The following is a 15824-nucleotide window of genomic DNA, read 5'->3' as shown; positions in this document are numbered from 1 at the left end:
GTCTTGCTGGGTTTTCCGGGTGTAATATCGACCGACAGCACACTGCACTCCTCGACCGAACGCGCCCCCTCCCCCCTTCCGACCTCCCCCCTCCAGGGGGAGGAGCTCCCCCAGGTGCGGACGTTCTTGCAATCCCCCGGGCGCATCTCTATAATGGGCCGCCGGAAAAGGAGCCCAATGTACGTGGAAACAACGCCGTTTAACGAAGAACTCATCGACACCCACCTCATAGTCGACGTCCGTACCCCCCTGGAATACGCAGAGGACCACATCCCCGGAGCCATCAACGTTCCGCTGCTCACCAACGAGGAGCGGGTCGAGATCGGCATCCTGCACAAGGAGGACGGCCCCCACACGGCGCGCCGCCGCGGCCTCGAGCTGACCGCGCACCGTTTCCCCGCCATGGTGCAGGAGATCGCGGACGCCGCTGCAGGCCGCCCCATCCTCGTCTACTGCTGGCGCGGCGGACTGCGCAGCAAGACCGTCACCGTCATCCTCGACCTCGCAGGCTTCAAGGCGACGCAACTGATCGGCGGCTACAAGAGTTTCCGCCACGTGGTCGGCGAGTACTTCACCCCCTTCGCGCCGAAGGTGCCGCTCGTCGTCCTGCACGGCATGACCGGCATCGGCAAGACCACGCTGTTGCAGCGCCTTAAAGAGCGCGGCCGCTCCACGCTCGACCTCGAGGGACTCGCCTGCCACCGCGGTTCGGCCTTCGGTCAGCTTGGGCTCAACCAGGACCTCACCCAGAAACGCTTCGAGACTCTCTTGTGGGACGCCTGTCGGAAAGCGCCCGCGGGGGAACCGCTCATCCTCGAGGGGGAGAGCGAGCGGATCGGGCGCGTCTCGCTTCCGGGCGACTTCTATCAGAAGATGGCGCAGGGGATCAGGGTGTGGTGCCACGCCTCGCTGGAGACCCGCGTGGCGCGGCTGATCGACGAGTACGGCCTTCCCGAGTACAAGGAGGAAATGGCGGCGGCGCTGCAGCGCATCAAAAAGAAGCTGGGGGGCAAGCGCTGCGAAGAGCTCGGCGAGAACCTGGAGCGCTGGGAGATGGAAGAGTTCATGAAGGGGCTGGTGATCGACTACTACGACAAGGTCTATTATAAAAACCGCACCTGGGAGGCCGACTTCGACCTCTGCATGGAGGACTTCGACCAGGCGGCAAAGGAGCTGGAAGAGCGCCTGGCGGCGCTGCCGGCGTAAGCCTCGCTTACCGCAAACATCCCTCCCAAAAGTATTTAAGGCAAATCCCCCCTGTCCCCCCTTCGCAAAGGGGGGAACGCGGCGCCCATTGCAGCGCTTCGTGGAGACCAACACAATGCCTGCCCGGAATTTCCTGAAGAACCTTCTACCGCCTCCGCACCCGGTACTTCGCCAGCAGCTCCACCGGGTGGTAGGAGAGCTTCGCCTGCCTGAGCGCCTCCTCTCCCAGATCCTGCTCGCGGTTCAGATAGGTGCATTCGGTGAACAACAGCCGGGAGAACTCCCGGTCCAGGAGCTGGTACAGCCCCTCCATGAAGTTGTCCCCCTTCTCGAAGTGACACACCGCCGTCTCCCGGTTCAGCCGCTCACCCAGCGCAAAACCGCGCACCACCCCTTCCACCAGAACCACGACCCCGGAAAGCCCCAGTTCACCGTGCAGCCTGAGCGCCTCCGCGCACCCCTCGACCTCGCCCCGGACCGACCCTGCGGGGGCAAGCTCCATCTTCACCCTCCCCCACTCCTCGAGAAGCGCGAGCGCTCCCGCCACGTGCCGCTCGGCGAATAGTTCCACCTCGTGCCGGTGCCGGTTCACGAAATAGTTCACCCGGTTCTTTTTCTTGTGGTAGAGCTTCCCGCTTAGCTGCGCCATATCCTCTTTCACGTGCAGGTAGTCGAAATTGTTGCGATCCTCAACGGCATCGAAGCGGTCCGACGGAAGGTGGCGCGCGAGGAAAGCGTCGTCTGCGCCGTAAAGCGTGAGCCCATCATCGAAAAGCTTCAGGAGGGCTGCATCGACATCGCCACCGATAGGGGGAAGGAAGTATGGCGTGCCGTCGTAGCCCCGCCCGAGCGCGAGGACGGAGTCCCCCACCTTCGTCAGGCGGTACTCGTGCGCCTTGCGGAAAAGGTAAAGGTTCGCGAAGGTGAGTTCCGAGACGCGCGGCTGAAGCTCGGAAAAAAGCCGGTCCAGGAGGGATTTATCCTCCAGCGTGATGCCGCGCGAGCCGGGATATTGTGGAATCTCCATTGCGTTCTCCGGGAAAAATTTGTCACAGTATACTCATTTTTTTGCAGAAATGCGAAAAAAGGACTGGCATTTGCCATACCGTATACGGTAGTATCGCCGTTACACTGTCAATAGTGTTTGCAAAAAAGCGTTTGTCTGGGTGCAAAGTCAGTAAACACCGGGAGAAACACACTAACTGAACACGAGATAGTCTCCACCATTTGCGCAAAAAGAAAACCCATTTTTCGGGGGAGCCGTGCAGAGATACCTCTTCGACTTCATCAACAACCTGAAGCTGCGCTGGAAGATGGTGGTTCTGGTGCTCCCCCTTGTCATCATCCCCATCTTCCTCGTGGGTGGGATCATCGGTTATATCTCGACCAAACAGGCCTACCTGGGCATCACCCAGACCAGCAAGGACGACCTGCAGCACATGGCCTCCTTCACGGTCGACCTCCTGAACTCCCACTACCAGCAGTTCCAGGTCTACAAGCAGGACAAGGAAAAATCCTTCCACGACGAGCTGCAGACGGTCACCGAGCTCGCCTACAACGTCGTAAAGAGCCAGCAGAACCTCCAGCGAACCGGACGGATGGACCTGAAGACGGCCCAGCGCGAGGCGCGCAACGCCCTCTTGAAGGTGAACGTCGGGAAGACCGGCTACATCTACGCCATGGACAGCCGCGGCGAACTGAAGGTGCACGTGGCGCAGGAAGGGGCGAACGTCTTCGACAGCCGTGACGAAAGCGGGCGCTACTTCATCAGGGAGATGATCGAAAAGGCGAAACGCTCGAAGCCGGGCGAGATCCTGTACATCGTCTACCCCTGGAAAAACGCGGCGCTCGGGGACAAGTCGCTCAGAAAGAAGATGGTGGCGTACCGCTACTTGAGGGAATGGGACTGGATCATCGCCGCAGGCGGCTATCTCGAGGAGACCTACGAGGACGTCGCCTTCGAACGGCGCTCCTTCGAGGCGCTCAAGGAGAAGATCAAGAGCAAGAAGGTGGGCAAGACCGGCTACATCTATGCCATGGACACCTCGGGCAACTTCATGATCCACCCGACCGGGGAGGGGAAGAACTTCCTGAACGCCACCGACTCCAACGGGCAACACTTCATAAAGGAGATGTGCGAGCGTAAAAACGGCTGGATCCGCTACCCCTGGAAGAACAAGGGGGACGAGGCGCCCCGCATGAAGATCGTGCGCTACGAGTATTTCGAGCCGTGGAACTGGATCGTTGCGGTGGGGTCCTACGAGGAGGAGTTCTACCAGGAGGCGAACGCGATCAAGGGGCGCATCCTCGAGAGCATGGTGGTGCTCACCATACTGGTGTCGGTGCTCGCGGTGTTCATGGTGCTTCTGGCCTCGCGGGTGATGACCGAGCCGATCAGCCGGATGATCGAGGTGATCAGAAAGGTCAAGATGGGGCGGCTGGACGAGACCATGCCGGTGGACTCGGAAGACGAGCTGGGCGAGCTCGCAACCGCCTTCAACCGGATGACCAAGATCATCAAGCACAACAAGGAACTCGAGGCTAACCTCGCCCAGCAGGGGAAGATGGCGTCGCTCGGCGTCCTCTCCTCCGGGGTGGCGCACGAGATCAACAACCCGCTCGGCGTGATCCTGGGGTACGCCGCCTACATCGAGAAGAAGCTGACGCCCGAGGATCCGAACTACAAGTTCATCCACGAGATAAAGCGCGAGAGCAAGCGCTGCAAGAAGATCGTTCAGGACCTCCTCTCCTACGCCCGGACCCCGCAGCCGGTACTGGAGGAGACCAACGTGAACGACCTTCTGGAGCAGATCGTCGACTTCGCGGCAAACCACACCGACATGCACCACGTGACGGTGCAAAAGAGTTTCGACCTCTCCCTGCCGCGCGTCATGGTCGACGGCGACCAACTGCGCCAGGTGGCCATCAACCTGATCCTGAACGCGGGCGCCGCCATGCAAAAAGGGGGCGAGCTCGTGGTGAGCACGGCCGCCGTGGAAGACGAATGGGTTTGCCTGAGGTTCCGCGACAACGGCGCGGGGATCTCGCCCGAGCACATCGAGAAGATCTTCGAACCGTTCTTCACCACCAAGGTGAAGGGGACCGGCCTCGGTCTCGCGATTACCAAGCAGATCGTGGAGCAGCATCACGGCAAGATCGAGATCACCAGCGAAATGGGGGTCGGCACCACCGTCGAGGTGAAGCTTCCCATCAACCGGGACGAATACTGCTAGGAAAAGCCGCGCCGCGCGCGGATAACGGAGTGGCACCATGACGAAAAAACGGGTGATGTTGGTCGACAACGAGGAGGGGCTTTGCCGCATGATGGAGGCGGTCCTCTCCGACAACGGCTACCAGGTCTCCGCGTTCACGAGGAGCTTCGAGGCGGCCGAGTCCTTTCAGGCCGGGCAGTGGGACCTTCTGGTCACCGACATCAAGATGCCCGGGATGGACGGGCTCGAGCTCCTGCAGAAGGTGAAACAGAAGGACCCGGCGATTCCCGTGATCATGGTCACCGCCTACGCCACGGTGGAGATGTCCATCCAGGCCCTCAGAAAAGGGGCCTACGACATGCTCACCAAGCCTTTCGAGCCCGAGGAGCTGTTGTACCGGGTAAAGAACGCGCTGCAGCACACCCGCCTCATGGAGGAGAACCGCGAGCTGCGCGAGGAACTCGTCGGACGCTTCAACTTCGGCAACATCATCGGGGCATCGAAGGCCCTGAAGGAGGTCCTCGAGCGGGTGGAGAAACTTGCCGTGCGCGACACCTCGGTGCTCATCACCGGCGAGTCGGGAACCGGCAAGGAACTCATCGCCCAGGCGATCCACTACAACTCCCCCAGGAAGGAGAAGAAGTTCGTCGCCATCAACTGCGGCGCCCTCCCCGCCTCGCTTTTGGAGAGCGAACTCTTCGGCTACAAGAAAGGGGCCTTCACCGGCGCCGCGGAGAACCGGCGCGGCCTTTTGGAGACCGCCGACGGCGGGACCCTCTTTCTCGACGAGGTGGGGAACCTTCCCATGACGGTGCAGAAGACGCTTTTGCGCTTTCTCCAGGAGCAGGAGTTCAACCGCCTGGGGGACCCCACCCCCACCAAGGTCGACGTGCGCGTCCTCTCAGCCACCAACGCGGACATGAAACAGGCGGTGAAAGCGGGAGATTTCCGCGAGGACCTCTTCTATCGCCTGAACGTGGTCAACATCAACCTCCCCCCGTTAAGGGAGCGACGCGACGACATCGCGCTCATCGCCGCCCACTTCATCTCGCTGCAAAACGCCAAGTTCGGCACCCACATAAAGGGACTCGCCCACGACGCCATGGAGGCGGCGGTCGATTTTTCCTGGCCCGGCAACATCCGCCAGTTGAAGAACGTGATCGAGGCCTGCATCGCCATGGAAAGCAGCGACTACATCACCCTGCCCGTGCTCTCCCAGTTCATCGAGGTGATCCCTTCCGAGGGGGGCGCCGAGGTAGCGGCCGATGAGGGCGACTACTCGAGGGCGCTCATGCGTTTCGAGACCGAGTACCTTAGAGGCCTCTTGCGCAAGAACCAGGGGAACGTGGAGGCCGCCGCCAAGGAAGCGGGGACCAACATGGCCACCATCTACCGCAAGATCAAGAAGTACGGCATCAGGAAAGAGGAATACAACAGCTAGTCCCGCCGCGGCGCCTCTTTTTCGCATCATTGCAAAAAGGGGCGCCGCCGCACTTGCAGCCCTGCAAATTCATTAGTCCCGTCCCGCCCCTCGCCGCCAACCCGTCGATATCCCGCACCTTTACACTAAAGCAGCCGAAAATCAGTACGAGTCTGCCCGTAGGCTACGGCATCGCTTCCCTTTCGGATTTCTTTGCGTTTTTGCAAAAATACGTCCGCCAAGGCTCCACCGCCCCCTCCCCGGAACACCGGGTAACATGTTGATTTCAGACCCGTTATCACCCGAAGACACGGGTAAACGCCAAATTGGTACGGCAGTTGCTAAAACTGTTTACGTCACCCCTTTCTTGCCTGAGTGCGTCTGCTTTGAAAAAGGAATAGAGGTCTTATGCAGGAAACAAAGGTCTGCCCCTTCTTCGGCAAAAATGATGATTACTGCGACGTAGGCTGCGGCTACATCTCGCCGCACGACGTGAAGCAGATCATCATGTTCTGCAGCTGCCGATTCAGGGAATGCCTGAAGTACCAGGAGCTGTCGGACCGTGTTCCGGTCGGAAAGCTCGATCCGAAACTCTGCCTGGTGTGAATCGACGGGTTCAGCCAGGCGGACGGATCACCCCTTAGTCCACTGTGATTTGTTGCAAAAGGAGAACGGCGATGAGTGAAAAAGAACTTGAACTGCTCGCTAGACTCGAGGAACTGGAGCGGCACACCTGGCGTAACAGCGCGATCCTGCGCGCCGTCGCCATGGTCGCCTTCACCGCGCTGATCGGCATCGTGGTCGCCTCGGGCGTGGTAGGCGGCGGCCGCGGCAGCCACTGGTCCGGCCCGGCCTGGAACACCATGTGGCTCTACGGCCTGTTTGCGGCGAACGCGGTATCCATGTTCTGGACCACCCACAAGGAATAGCCCCACAGGGCGTCGATACGGAGGAACTTCACATGCCGATGAAATTGACAAACGTGATACTTCTCTTGGTCGTCGTCGTGACCTGCGCCGTCTTCTCGCTGCGCATCTTCCAGGGGCTGGACGAGATGATGGCGGACCAGTACTGGGTCGTCGATACCACCCAGGGGGACCACGGCTGGTACGCCATGGGCCTTTTGCCGCACGTAAAGAAAGTGCCGAAGGAAGTGGTCCAGGCGGTGAACACCGACCCGGAGCGCGATGACAAGTACATCATCTACGCCCAAAACGGCGACTTCGCCGGCAACTCGGTCTACGGCATCTGTCTCGGCATCCCGCTCATCATGTACCTCATCTGGTTCGCCTTCATTCTGGGCTTTCCGGACCGCATCGATCCCTACCTGCTGCCGCGACGCATCTTCACCCTGACCGTCATCATCATGTGCTCGGTGATCGTGAACCTCTTTTTGATGCGCATCGCCGCCGACTTCGCCCGGGACCCCATGTCGCGCATCGCCAACGTAGCCGGCAACCACGCCTCGCTCCTCTTCCACAACGCCGGTATCTGGTTCGCCATCCTCTTCTCGGCCCTCGGCACCCCGAACCACTCCATGCGGGAGACCGCGGCGCCGGACAGCCGCAACTGGCAGACCCAGGCGAACGAGAAGTTCAACTGGATGTTCGTGCTCCTCTTCGCGGTCACCATCCTCGAGGTGGCGCTCGTCAAGAACAAGCTCGCCCTTCCCGATGCGGCCGTCGACTACTCGGTCTGGATCATCCTGGTGGTCATCTTCATGCGGATGTTCGGCTTCTCTCCCAAGTACTGGGTCAAGCGCGGGCGCGGCATCGCCATCATGGTGGCGGGGACCCTGGTCACCCTCCCCGTCTTCTACCTGCTCGAACGCGCCACCGGGACGTTGGGCGCCGGCTTCGCCTCCCCGATCCTCACCAAAACCCTCGGACCGGAGAACGCCAACATAGGCCTCTCGCTCATGGTTTCCATCTACCTCATCTTCTGGATGGAGTTCGCAGCCGCAATACGGATGAACGGTCCGGCCAGGCCACTGTCATTGGGGCGAAGGTAACCGCTAATAGCTGTGAAAGGCACTGTATAAAAGAGGATTCCGACATCGGCATCCTCTTTTTTGGTGTAGAAACAGCACCGGCACCCCTCTGATAAAGCCTCTGTAACACTGACCATCATTTTATACACCACATCTGATCTGCATTAAGTACCGTTCTCTTTTCCACTCCTTCGCCATTTCTCGTTTTTTGATCTTATCCGTGTTCGCAAAAACAGTCACCAAAGCGACCGGCTGCCCTATCTCGATCCGCCTACGTTCTTCAAATGCTTTTACCCACCCTCAGACATACAGAGAACTGCCGCCTATTTGAGGCAGGATAGTATCCGTCCAGGCTCCGGAACTTACGAGATTGAGTCTCTTGAAATGTCTGACACGACAATGCGACAGCGTTTGAGTGAACAGCAAAACAGTCCCACAAAACGGGCCAAACTTCGCACACGCGTCAGTTAACCCAACAATAATAAAAAATAATTTACCACCGGTTTTCGAATTTAAAGTAATAATATCAAAAATTTACACTCGACCAGATGGCGGCTTTTCGCGTTTTTTGGCGATCAAAATATTTAGAACGCTGTTTATTTTTATTGTACATTTGCAATACGTGTGGTACAAGAAATACACGTATACGCCAGATGCAAAACCGGCTCGCCGGAGACTGGCGGAAACATCAGCATGAAACAGCCGCAAAAGATACGCAAAAACGACAACATGGCGTTTTTTGAATCAAAACAGAACGCTTTAACAAAATTCAGCAAAACAGCATCGGCAATTTTGGAAACGAAATCGGAAAGAGAAAGGGGGATTTATCGAAGAGTAGGAACAACAGGGGCGGGACGCCGCCGCGCAACGCATCTTACCCTAGAAAGGAGTGACAACCATGGCAGAAAGACAGTACGACTGGAAAGCAATTGCAAAGAATCCTAAATTCGTAGAGCTGCATCACAAGAAGACGGCCTTCCTTTTCGGGTGGTGGATTTTCTCCTGCGTGTACTATTTCCTGCTCCCCATCGGGGCGGCGTACACACCGGGACTCTTCAAGGTCAAGATCATCGGCGTAGTCAACTTCGGGTACATTTTCGCGCTTTCCCAGTTCTTCGTCTCCTGGGGGATTGCACTCTATTACTCGCATGTCGCCAACAAGGACTTTGACCGGTTGACCAGGGAACTGATCGACGAATTACATCTCTAGGAAAGGAGGACAGGACATGACCATCAAGAAGATATTCATAGCAGCCAGCTTGGCCCTCTCGGTAGCCGCAGCCGCCTACGCTGAAGAGCAGAAGGCACCGGCAGCCGGCGCAGCCCCGGCGATGAGCGCACCCGCAGCACAGGGAGCCCCCGCCGCGACGGCAGCAGCCCCCGCGCCCAACGCAGCCGCTTCAGTGGCCACACCTGCCCCCGCCACACCGGCACCGGCAAAGAAAGAACTTAAAACGAACAGGACCATCACCATCGGGATGTTCCTCGTCATCATCGCCATCACCATGGGCGTCGTCGTCTGGGCCGCCAAGCAGACCAAGACCGCGTCGGACTTCTACGCGGCGGGTGGCGGCATCACGGGAACCCAGAACGGCTGGGCCATCGCCGGCGACTACATGTCGGCTGCCTCCTTCCTCGGTATTTCCGGCCTCATTTCGCTCTACGGGTATGACGGCTTCATGTACTCGGTCGGCTGGCTGGTTGCCTACATCACCGTGCTCCTGATCGTGGCGGAGCCCTGCCGCAACGCGGGCAAGTACACCCTTGGCGACATCCTCTCCTTCAGGACCTCGCCGAAGCCGGTGCGCGCCTTCGCAGCCCTCTCCACCGTCGCCGTCTCCACCTTCTACCTCACCGCCCAGATGGTCGGTGCAGGTAAGCTGATGGCCCTTCTGATCGGCATCCCCTACAAGCTGTCCATCATCGGCGTCGGCGTACTCATGGTCGGCTACGTCGTCTTCGGCGGCATGGTCGCCACCACCTGGGTGCAGATCATCAAGGCGGGTCTCCTCATGGCCGGCGCCTTCCTGCTCTCCTTCCTGGTCATGATCAAGGCAGGCTTCAACCCGATCGGCTTCTTCTCCACCATCGTCGGCAGCCCCGAGATCCAGGACCACGTTTCCAAGCTGGTGCTCAAAGACGGCGTCATCCTCTCCGGCGTGGACGCAGGCCAGCGCTTCCTCGAGCCCGGCCTTTACCTGAAGAACCCGCTCGACCAGATCTCCCTCGGTATGGCACTCGTGCTCGGCACCGCCGGCATGCCGCACATCCTCATGCGCTTCTTCACCGTGCCGACCGCACAGGCCGCACGTAAGTCCGTCATCATCGCGATGTTCATCATCGGCGGCTTCTACATCCTGACCACGCTGCTCGGCTTCGGCGCAGCCATCCACCTGACCCCGCAGGGCATCACCTCGGTTGACCCCGGCGGCAACATGGCAACCCTGATGCTGGCTCAGCAGATGGGCGCAGATATCGCGCCGATCGTCGGCGACCTCTTCCTCGCCTTCCTGTGCGCCGTCGCCTTCGCCACCATCCTCGCCGTGGTCTCCGGCCTGGTGCTTGCGGCCTCCGCGGCCATCGCCCACGACATCTACGTGAACGTGATCAAGGACGGCCACGCCGACCAGCACGAGCAGGTCTTCGCGGCACGCCTCACCTCCTTCGTGGTAGGCGCCTGCGGCATCATGATCGGCCTCGCCGCCGAGAAGCAGAACGTCGCACACCTGGTGGCACTGGCCTTCGCGGTCGCCGCCTCCGGCAACCTGCCGGTCGTCATCCTCTCGCTGTTCTGGAGGAAGTTCAACACCGCCGGCGTCATCTCCGGCCTCCTGGTCGGCACCATCGCCTCCATCTCCCTGGTGATGGTATCCCCCAACATGACCTACCCGAAAGTGGTCGCCGAAGGCGCCAAGAAGGTGATCGTGGCCATGGAGAAGAAACAGGCGGCTCTCCCGGCAGGCCAGAGCCTGTCCGAGAAGGACGCGAAGGCGCTCGCCAAGGCCAAGGTCGATGCACAGCAGACCGGCACCTCGATGGTCGGCCTCGACAAGCCGCTCTTCACCCTGAAGAACCCGGGCCTCATCTCCATCCCGCTCGGCTTCATGGCCGCCATCCTGGGCGCCCTCGCCTTCCCGAACAGGCGCTCCGAAGAGATGTTCGACGAAGTCTACGTCCGCCAGAACACCGGTTTGGGCATGGCCAAGGCTGTCGAGCACTAGCAAGCGGCATCAACGCAGCAAGGAATTGGGGAAGGGAAACCTTCCCCAATTTTTTTGCCCGCACCCCCAATGCTTCCGTGCCCTTTGCCGGGGAAGAAAACCGTGGAAGCCGGCGAAAGTGACCTCCATTTAAGCAAAACAGTTTTACATCCCCATTTTTTTCTGTAGAATCGCCACAGAACACATTAAAGAGGTGGCCGCACATGCCGCATCAGACCTACCCACCGGAGCCAAGCGACGGGGCACTCCTCGAGGAGTTGCTGGGGGAGGTGCGCGCCTACCTGCCGCTTCTGGACCGCGAGGAGATGAAACTTCTCCTCTCCGGGCTGGTGCAGCGGACCTCCGATGAACTCGGCAGATTCAGGATCTGCTCCGGACGAGAGGAGACCCTGGTCGAGCGGGTAAAAACCGAGACCGATTACGCCGCGCTCCTGAGCCTCCATGAGGAGCTGAACGCCCTCGAGATGGAGCGCTTCCTAAGCTTCTACTCCGTCACCTCGCTGCACGAAAACTGCACCTGGTACCGCGACGCCCTCGCCCGGCGGGCCCTGGAGCTCGTTGCCGCCGAACTCCCCTCCCCGCCGCCGGTCCCCTTCGCCCTGATCAGCATGGGAAGCGACGGTCGCGAGGAGCAGACCCTCATCACCGACCAGGATTACCTCATCGTCTATGCCGACGAAGGGGGCGAGGAAGCGGACCGCTACTTCGCCGAGTACAGCCGGATCCTCGTCGAGAGGCTGGCCGAGATCGGGTTCAAGAAGTGCACCGGCGGGATCATGCCCTCCAACGACAACTGGCGCGGGTCCATCTCGCAATGGCAGCGCCGCCTGCACGCCATCGTGCGCTACGAGGCCGAGGATTACGGCAAGAACCTCATGGACCTGATCGTCCTCTCGGACGCCCGGTTCGTGGCGGGAGACGAGGAACTCGCAGGCCGACTGGTTTCCCTGATCCGCGCCCTTTTGCAGGACTACTTCATGGCGCTTTGGGGGATGGCCAAGGCGGCGACCGAAATGAAGCTCGCCTTAGGCTTTTTGAAGCGCTTCTGGACCGAGGGAAGCGGCGAGCACAAGGGGGCCTTCAACCTGAAACTCCTCGCCTGGGCGCCGCTCGTCATGAACGTGCGCATCCTGGCGATCAACCAGGCGATACCCGCCACCTCGACGGTGCGAAGGATCGAGCTTTTAGAGCAGGAGCAAAGCTTCTCCGCCGTCATGGCGCGCGGGCTCATAGCTGCCTACCGCATCCTCACCAAGCACCGCATCCTGCTCCAGATAAAGGTCATCAAGGGGATCCAGAAGGACGCCTACTACCTGAACCCGTACTCCCTCCCCTCGGACGAGCGGGAACGGATGCGTCAGGCGCTCCTTTTGATCGAGGACCTGCAAAAGACGATACACACGAACTTCTCCATACTCTAGAGCCGCAGCACCCGGCGCCCTTTCGGCGTCAAGCGCGGCGGTCGCGCATCCCTCAAGGGAGGAGACATGAGCCGTCCCGAAAAGCGCTCCAAGGTAAACCTGTTCCGCCCCAAGAAGGGGCACATGCGGGACGAGGTGCTGATCATCCTCGCCATCCTCTTCGGCTGGGTCGTCTGCACCTTCGGCTTCCAGTTCCTGGTCTACGCCTGCCGCGGGACCGGGGCCGGGAGCCTGCTCACACGTCTCACCCTGTTCAACCTCCCGCTGCACTTCTGGTTCACCGGGCAGTTCCTGCCGCTTTGGTTCATCTTCCTGTGCATCATCTTCAACGTCTACGTGGACCGGATCACCGAGTACCACAGCCGCAAGCGGGATAGAAGCTATGAATGACTCGTCCTGGTCCATCTTCGTCGTTCTCCTGGTGCTCCTCTCCTTCATCCTCGTGGGACTGAGGCAGAAAGCGCGCGAAAGCCAGGAATACGGCTTCGGAGGGCGCTTCACCGGCCGCATCGGCGGCGGCGCCGCCATCGCCAGCAACTGGATGAGTGCGGCGAGCCTCATGGGTCTTGCCGGGATCATCTACCTGCACGGCTACCAGGGGCTCGCCTACGTCATCGGCTGGACCGGCGGGTACGTGCTCCTTCTCGTGCTTTTGGCAAGCCAGATAAGGCGTTTCGGCAAGTTCACCACCCCCGAGTTCGTGGGTGAGCGCTACGGCTCCAAGCCCGCGCGTCTCATCGCCGCGGTGATCGCCATCGCCATCTCGGTCATCTACTGCGTCGCCCAGTTCAAGGGGATCGGGCTCATCTTCTCCTTCATGTTCGGCGTGGGGTACGAGCAGGGGGTCGTCTACGGGGCCCTCGCCGTGGTCTCCTACCTGGTCATCTCCGGGGCGCTCGGGGTGCCGCGCAACCAGCAGCTGCAGTACCTGGTGATCTGCGTCGCCTTCATCGTTCCGCTCATGTGGCTCGCCCGCCGTCTCGGCTACTTCTGGGTGCTGCCGCAGTTCGGCTACGGGCGCGCCTTGACCGACCTGTGGCGCGAGTTCCGCATCGACTTCACCCTCCCCTTCGCCGACGACTCCCTCTTTCAGTGGTGCGCGCTCTGCTTCACCCTCATGGTCGGCACGGGGGGGCTGCCGCACGTCCTCTCCCGTTTCTACACCGTCCCGAACGTGCGGGACGCACGCTGGAGCGTGGTGTGGGGGCTCTTCTTCATCGCCCTCGTCTACTGGTCAGCCCCCGCCTTCGCCGTTTTCGGCAGGCTCATCGAGGCGCGTCGCGGCATGATACCCTCCCCGGAGGCGGCGCGTGCCGCGGCCGATGTCGTGACGCTCAACACCGCGGTCGCCGCGGGACTTCCGGGGTGGCTCGTAGGCGTGCTTGCCGCCGGGGCCCTGTCCGCCGCCTTCTTCACCGTGGCGGGGCTTCTCATGACCGGTGCCGCGTCGATCTCGCACGACATCTATTACAGTTTCCTGAACCCGCGCGCGAGCGAGCGGGCGCGCATGCAGGTGGCCAAGGGGGGGACCCTGGTGCTGGCTGCGGTGGTCCTCATCATCGCACTCGACCCGCCCGGGCTCATCGCGGAGATCACCGCAGTCGCCTTCGCCCTGGCCGGGAACACGATCTTCCCGCTCTTTCTTCTCGGGATCTGGTGGGACCGCGCCAACCGCTACGGCGCCATCGCCGGGATGCTGACCGGGGTGCTCTGCACCGTGGCCGAGCCCGTTTTCGGCGGCACATTTCCCGCCGCAGCCTCCTTCTTCCCGTTGACCTCGTCCGCCCTTTGCGGGACGCCCCTGGTGATCCTGGTGATGATCGCCGTATCGCTCGCCACCCCTCCCCCGCCCGAGGCGATGAGAAGCTTCCTCGAGCAGGAGGTGCACGGGCATATGGACTGAAACAAAGAACGTTCTACGTTCTATGTTCTACGTTCTACGTTTAAATCGCCCGCGTGTTCGAGGGGCGCGGCCGGAGCTGGAAGTTTCAACAGGATTTATGCAGCTGAAAAAACGGATGTGAGTTTTCAACGTAGAACGTAGAACGCAGAACGTAGAACGGTTTCTGGGGGGGGGTACTCATGCCCATGTTGTTGGGAACCAAAGGGGAGGACATCCTCACCTGGCGGGCCAGCACGGAGCTGCTGGAACATCTGAAAACGCGCCTGGAGCGCAAGTGGGAGAGCAGCTCATCCCGCGCCGCCGAGAGCTTTCTCAGATCGGTGATGGACACCCTGCGCGCGGAGCTCGACTACGAGGGGCAGCTCGACCAGGAACTTGCCGTCGTCGAGGAGGAGATCGCCCGCGCGGAAACGGCCTCCGCCCTCCAGGCGCCCCAACAGCGTTACCGCGAGCTCGCGGCGGCCCACTTCCGACGCCGCGGCTCTCCGCTGGCCCTCTGCGGCGCCTGCGGCCACCTGCACGACCTCGTGCTGAAAAAGGCGGCGGAACTCGCCGAAGAGCGCATGCGCGAGCTGGGACAGGGAACGGCGCCGGTCTACGCGCTCCTGGTCTCCGGCGACCGCGCCCGAGGCGAGCAGACCCTCTACAGCAAAAACCGCTACCTCCTTTTGCACCAGCTCGACTCCGAGCGCTTCTACCTGTTCAGCCGCCAGTTCACCATGGCGCTCCAGCAGTCGGGGCTTCTGGGCGAACAGGAGACCCCGTGGCACGGCTCGCTCTCCGAATGGCGCTCGCTTCTGAAAAACGGCAACGGAAAGGATGCAGCGCCCCCCGTCTCCCCGGCTCCGCTTCCCCCCTTAGCCGCGGCAGAGCGCCGGCGCGCGACTCCGCTCCCGGAATGGCGCTGGCGCCTTGAATCGATGGCCGATCTCGCCCACATCGCCGGGTTCGAGCCGCTCGCGGACCAGGCGGTCGGCGCGGCAACCCTCGCGCTAAGAGAAGAACTCGGGCGCGATCCCTTCTTCCAGCTCGCGCGGCGCGTGATCGGCCTGCCGCTAGCTCTCGGTCGTTTCGGGCGCTGGCGTCTCGAGCAAGGCGAGCATCAAGGGGAGATCGACATAGAAAGGCTCGCCCTCTCGCCGCTGGTGCAGCTCGTGCGCATCCTGTCGCTGAAGGTCGGGGTGCACGAGGGGGGGACGCTGCAGCGCATCCGCGCGCTTTTGTACCGGGGCGCCATGGACGTGGACCTCGCCGAGAGGCTCTTGAAGGCGCTGCAGTGCCTGCTCGCGCTGCGCATCGAAAGCGAGATCCGCAGCGAGGGGCCCGGTGGGTATGCGAACCCCGAGGATTTCGACCTGGAACTTGACGCGCGGCTCAGGGAAGCGCTGGAGGCGGTGCTCAACCTGCAGAAGATCGCCTACCAGAACATGGTGGGACAGGTATAGGACCGG

At 61.2% G+C, this 15824-nt stretch carries 13 protein-coding genes; 12 read left to right on the top strand and 1 reads right to left on the bottom strand.

Annotated elements, in window-relative coordinates:
• Positions 1-183: 183 nt before the first annotated feature.
• The gene (gene mnmH / locus D6Z24_RS16415; RefSeq protein ID WP_129127793.1) at positions 184-1206 is read left to right on the top strand and encodes a tRNA 2-selenouridine(34) synthase MnmH; all 1023 of its coding nucleotides are present in this window, start codon (positions 184-186) and stop codon (positions 1204-1206) included.
• Positions 1207-1351: 145 nt separating this feature from the next.
• Here mnmH and D6Z24_RS16410 read toward each other — a convergent pair whose 3' ends face one another.
• Positions 1352-2233, bottom strand: a complete 882-nt coding sequence (locus D6Z24_RS16410; protein WP_129127683.1) for a DUF2156 domain-containing protein — start codon at positions 2231-2233, stop codon at positions 1352-1354.
• A 235-nt stretch (positions 2234-2468) separates the two neighbouring features.
• Between D6Z24_RS16410 and D6Z24_RS16405 the strand changes: the two genes are divergently transcribed.
• The 11 genes from D6Z24_RS16405 to D6Z24_RS16355 all read left to right on the top strand — a co-directional run bounded on the left by D6Z24_RS16405 (position 2469) and on the right by D6Z24_RS16355 (position 15818).
• Positions 2469-4439, top strand: a complete 1971-nt coding sequence (locus D6Z24_RS16405) for a cache domain-containing protein (RefSeq protein ID WP_129127682.1) — start codon at positions 2469-2471, stop codon at positions 4437-4439.
• A gap of 37 nt (positions 4440-4476) precedes the next feature.
• Positions 4477-5859 carry a sigma-54-dependent transcriptional regulator gene (locus D6Z24_RS16400; RefSeq protein ID WP_129127681.1) on the top strand — a complete coding sequence of 461 codons (1383 nt, stop codon included), beginning with the start codon at positions 4477-4479 and terminating at the stop codon, positions 5857-5859.
• Positions 5860-6246: 387 nt separating this feature from the next.
• Complete coding sequence (locus D6Z24_RS16395; protein ID WP_129127680.1) at positions 6247-6444, top strand: hypothetical protein; 198 nt, start codon at positions 6247-6249, stop codon at positions 6442-6444.
• A 71-nt stretch (positions 6445-6515) separates the two neighbouring features.
• Positions 6516-6767, top strand: coding sequence for a hypothetical protein (locus D6Z24_RS16390; protein WP_129127679.1), 252 nt, complete (start codon positions 6516-6518; stop codon positions 6765-6767).
• A 32-nt stretch (positions 6768-6799) separates the two neighbouring features.
• Positions 6800-7849, top strand: a complete 1050-nt coding sequence (locus D6Z24_RS16385; RefSeq protein ID WP_129127678.1) for a hypothetical protein — start codon at positions 6800-6802, stop codon at positions 7847-7849.
• An 877-nt stretch (positions 7850-8726) separates the two neighbouring features.
• Positions 8727-9038 (top strand): DUF485 domain-containing protein, encoded by a 312-nt coding sequence (locus D6Z24_RS16380; protein ID WP_129127677.1) that lies wholly within the window; start codon positions 8727-8729, stop codon positions 9036-9038.
• A gap of 16 nt (positions 9039-9054) precedes the next feature.
• Positions 9055-11049, top strand: a complete 1995-nt coding sequence (locus D6Z24_RS16375) for a solute symporter family protein (protein ID WP_198419571.1) — start codon at positions 9055-9057, stop codon at positions 11047-11049.
• Between the two features lie 203 nt (positions 11050-11252).
• Positions 11253-12470 carry a DUF294 nucleotidyltransferase-like domain-containing protein gene (locus tag D6Z24_RS16370; protein WP_129127676.1) on the top strand — a complete coding sequence of 406 codons (1218 nt, stop codon included), beginning with the start codon at positions 11253-11255 and terminating at the stop codon, positions 12468-12470.
• Positions 12471-12536: 66 nt separating this feature from the next.
• Positions 12537-12860, top strand: a complete 324-nt coding sequence (locus D6Z24_RS16365) for a DUF4212 domain-containing protein (RefSeq protein ID WP_129127675.1) — start codon at positions 12537-12539, stop codon at positions 12858-12860.
• Complete coding sequence (locus tag D6Z24_RS16360) at positions 12853-14373, top strand: VC_2705 family sodium/solute symporter (protein WP_129127674.1); 1521 nt, start codon at positions 12853-12855, stop codon at positions 14371-14373. The genes D6Z24_RS16365 and D6Z24_RS16360 overlap by 8 nt, the downstream gene beginning before the upstream one ends.
• Before the next feature lie 179 nt (positions 14374-14552).
• Positions 14553-15818 carry a putative nucleotidyltransferase substrate binding domain-containing protein gene (locus D6Z24_RS16355; protein ID WP_129127673.1) on the top strand — a complete coding sequence of 422 codons (1266 nt, stop codon included), beginning with the start codon at positions 14553-14555 and terminating at the stop codon, positions 15816-15818.
• Positions 15819-15824: the final 6 nt, after the last annotated feature.

Source organism: Geomonas oryzae (assembly GCF_004117875.1).
GTDB classification, from domain to species: Bacteria; Desulfobacterota; Desulfuromonadia; order Geobacterales; family Geobacteraceae; genus Geomonas; species Geomonas oryzae.
Note: the sequence above shows the minus strand (reverse complement) of the source record. Positions and strands in the feature narration are given on the sequence as shown.

What these genes read in the sequence shown, in the direction of transcription:
- D6Z24_RS16365 (WP_129127675.1), top strand. Translation starts at nt 12,537, where the DNA reads ATGAGCCGTCCCGAAAAGCGCTCCAAGGTAAACCTGTTCCGCCCCAAG.
- D6Z24_RS16400 (WP_129127681.1), top strand. Translation starts at nt 4,477, where the DNA reads ATGACGAAAAAACGGGTGATGTTGGTCGACAACGAGGAGGGGCTTTGC.
- D6Z24_RS16360 (WP_129127674.1), top strand. Translation starts at nt 12,853, where the DNA reads ATGAATGACTCGTCCTGGTCCATCTTCGTCGTTCTCCTGGTGCTCCTC.
- D6Z24_RS16385 (WP_129127678.1), top strand. Translation starts at nt 6,800, where the DNA reads ATGCCGATGAAATTGACAAACGTGATACTTCTCTTGGTCGTCGTCGTG.
- D6Z24_RS16375 (WP_198419571.1), top strand. Translation starts at nt 9,055, where the DNA reads ATGACCATCAAGAAGATATTCATAGCAGCCAGCTTGGCCCTCTCGGTA.
- D6Z24_RS16355 (WP_129127673.1), top strand. Translation starts at nt 14,553, where the DNA reads ATGCCCATGTTGTTGGGAACCAAAGGGGAGGACATCCTCACCTGGCGG.
- D6Z24_RS16390 (WP_129127679.1), top strand. Translation starts at nt 6,516, where the DNA reads ATGAGTGAAAAAGAACTTGAACTGCTCGCTAGACTCGAGGAACTGGAG.
- D6Z24_RS16410 (WP_129127683.1), bottom strand. Translation starts at nt 2,233, where the DNA reads ATGGAGATTCCACAATATCCCGGCTCGCGCGGCATCACGCTGGAGGAT.
- D6Z24_RS16380 (WP_129127677.1), top strand. Translation starts at nt 8,727, where the DNA reads ATGGCAGAAAGACAGTACGACTGGAAAGCAATTGCAAAGAATCCTAAA.
- D6Z24_RS16395 (WP_129127680.1), top strand. Translation starts at nt 6,247, where the DNA reads ATGCAGGAAACAAAGGTCTGCCCCTTCTTCGGCAAAAATGATGATTAC.
- D6Z24_RS16370 (WP_129127676.1), top strand. Translation starts at nt 11,253, where the DNA reads ATGCCGCATCAGACCTACCCACCGGAGCCAAGCGACGGGGCACTCCTC.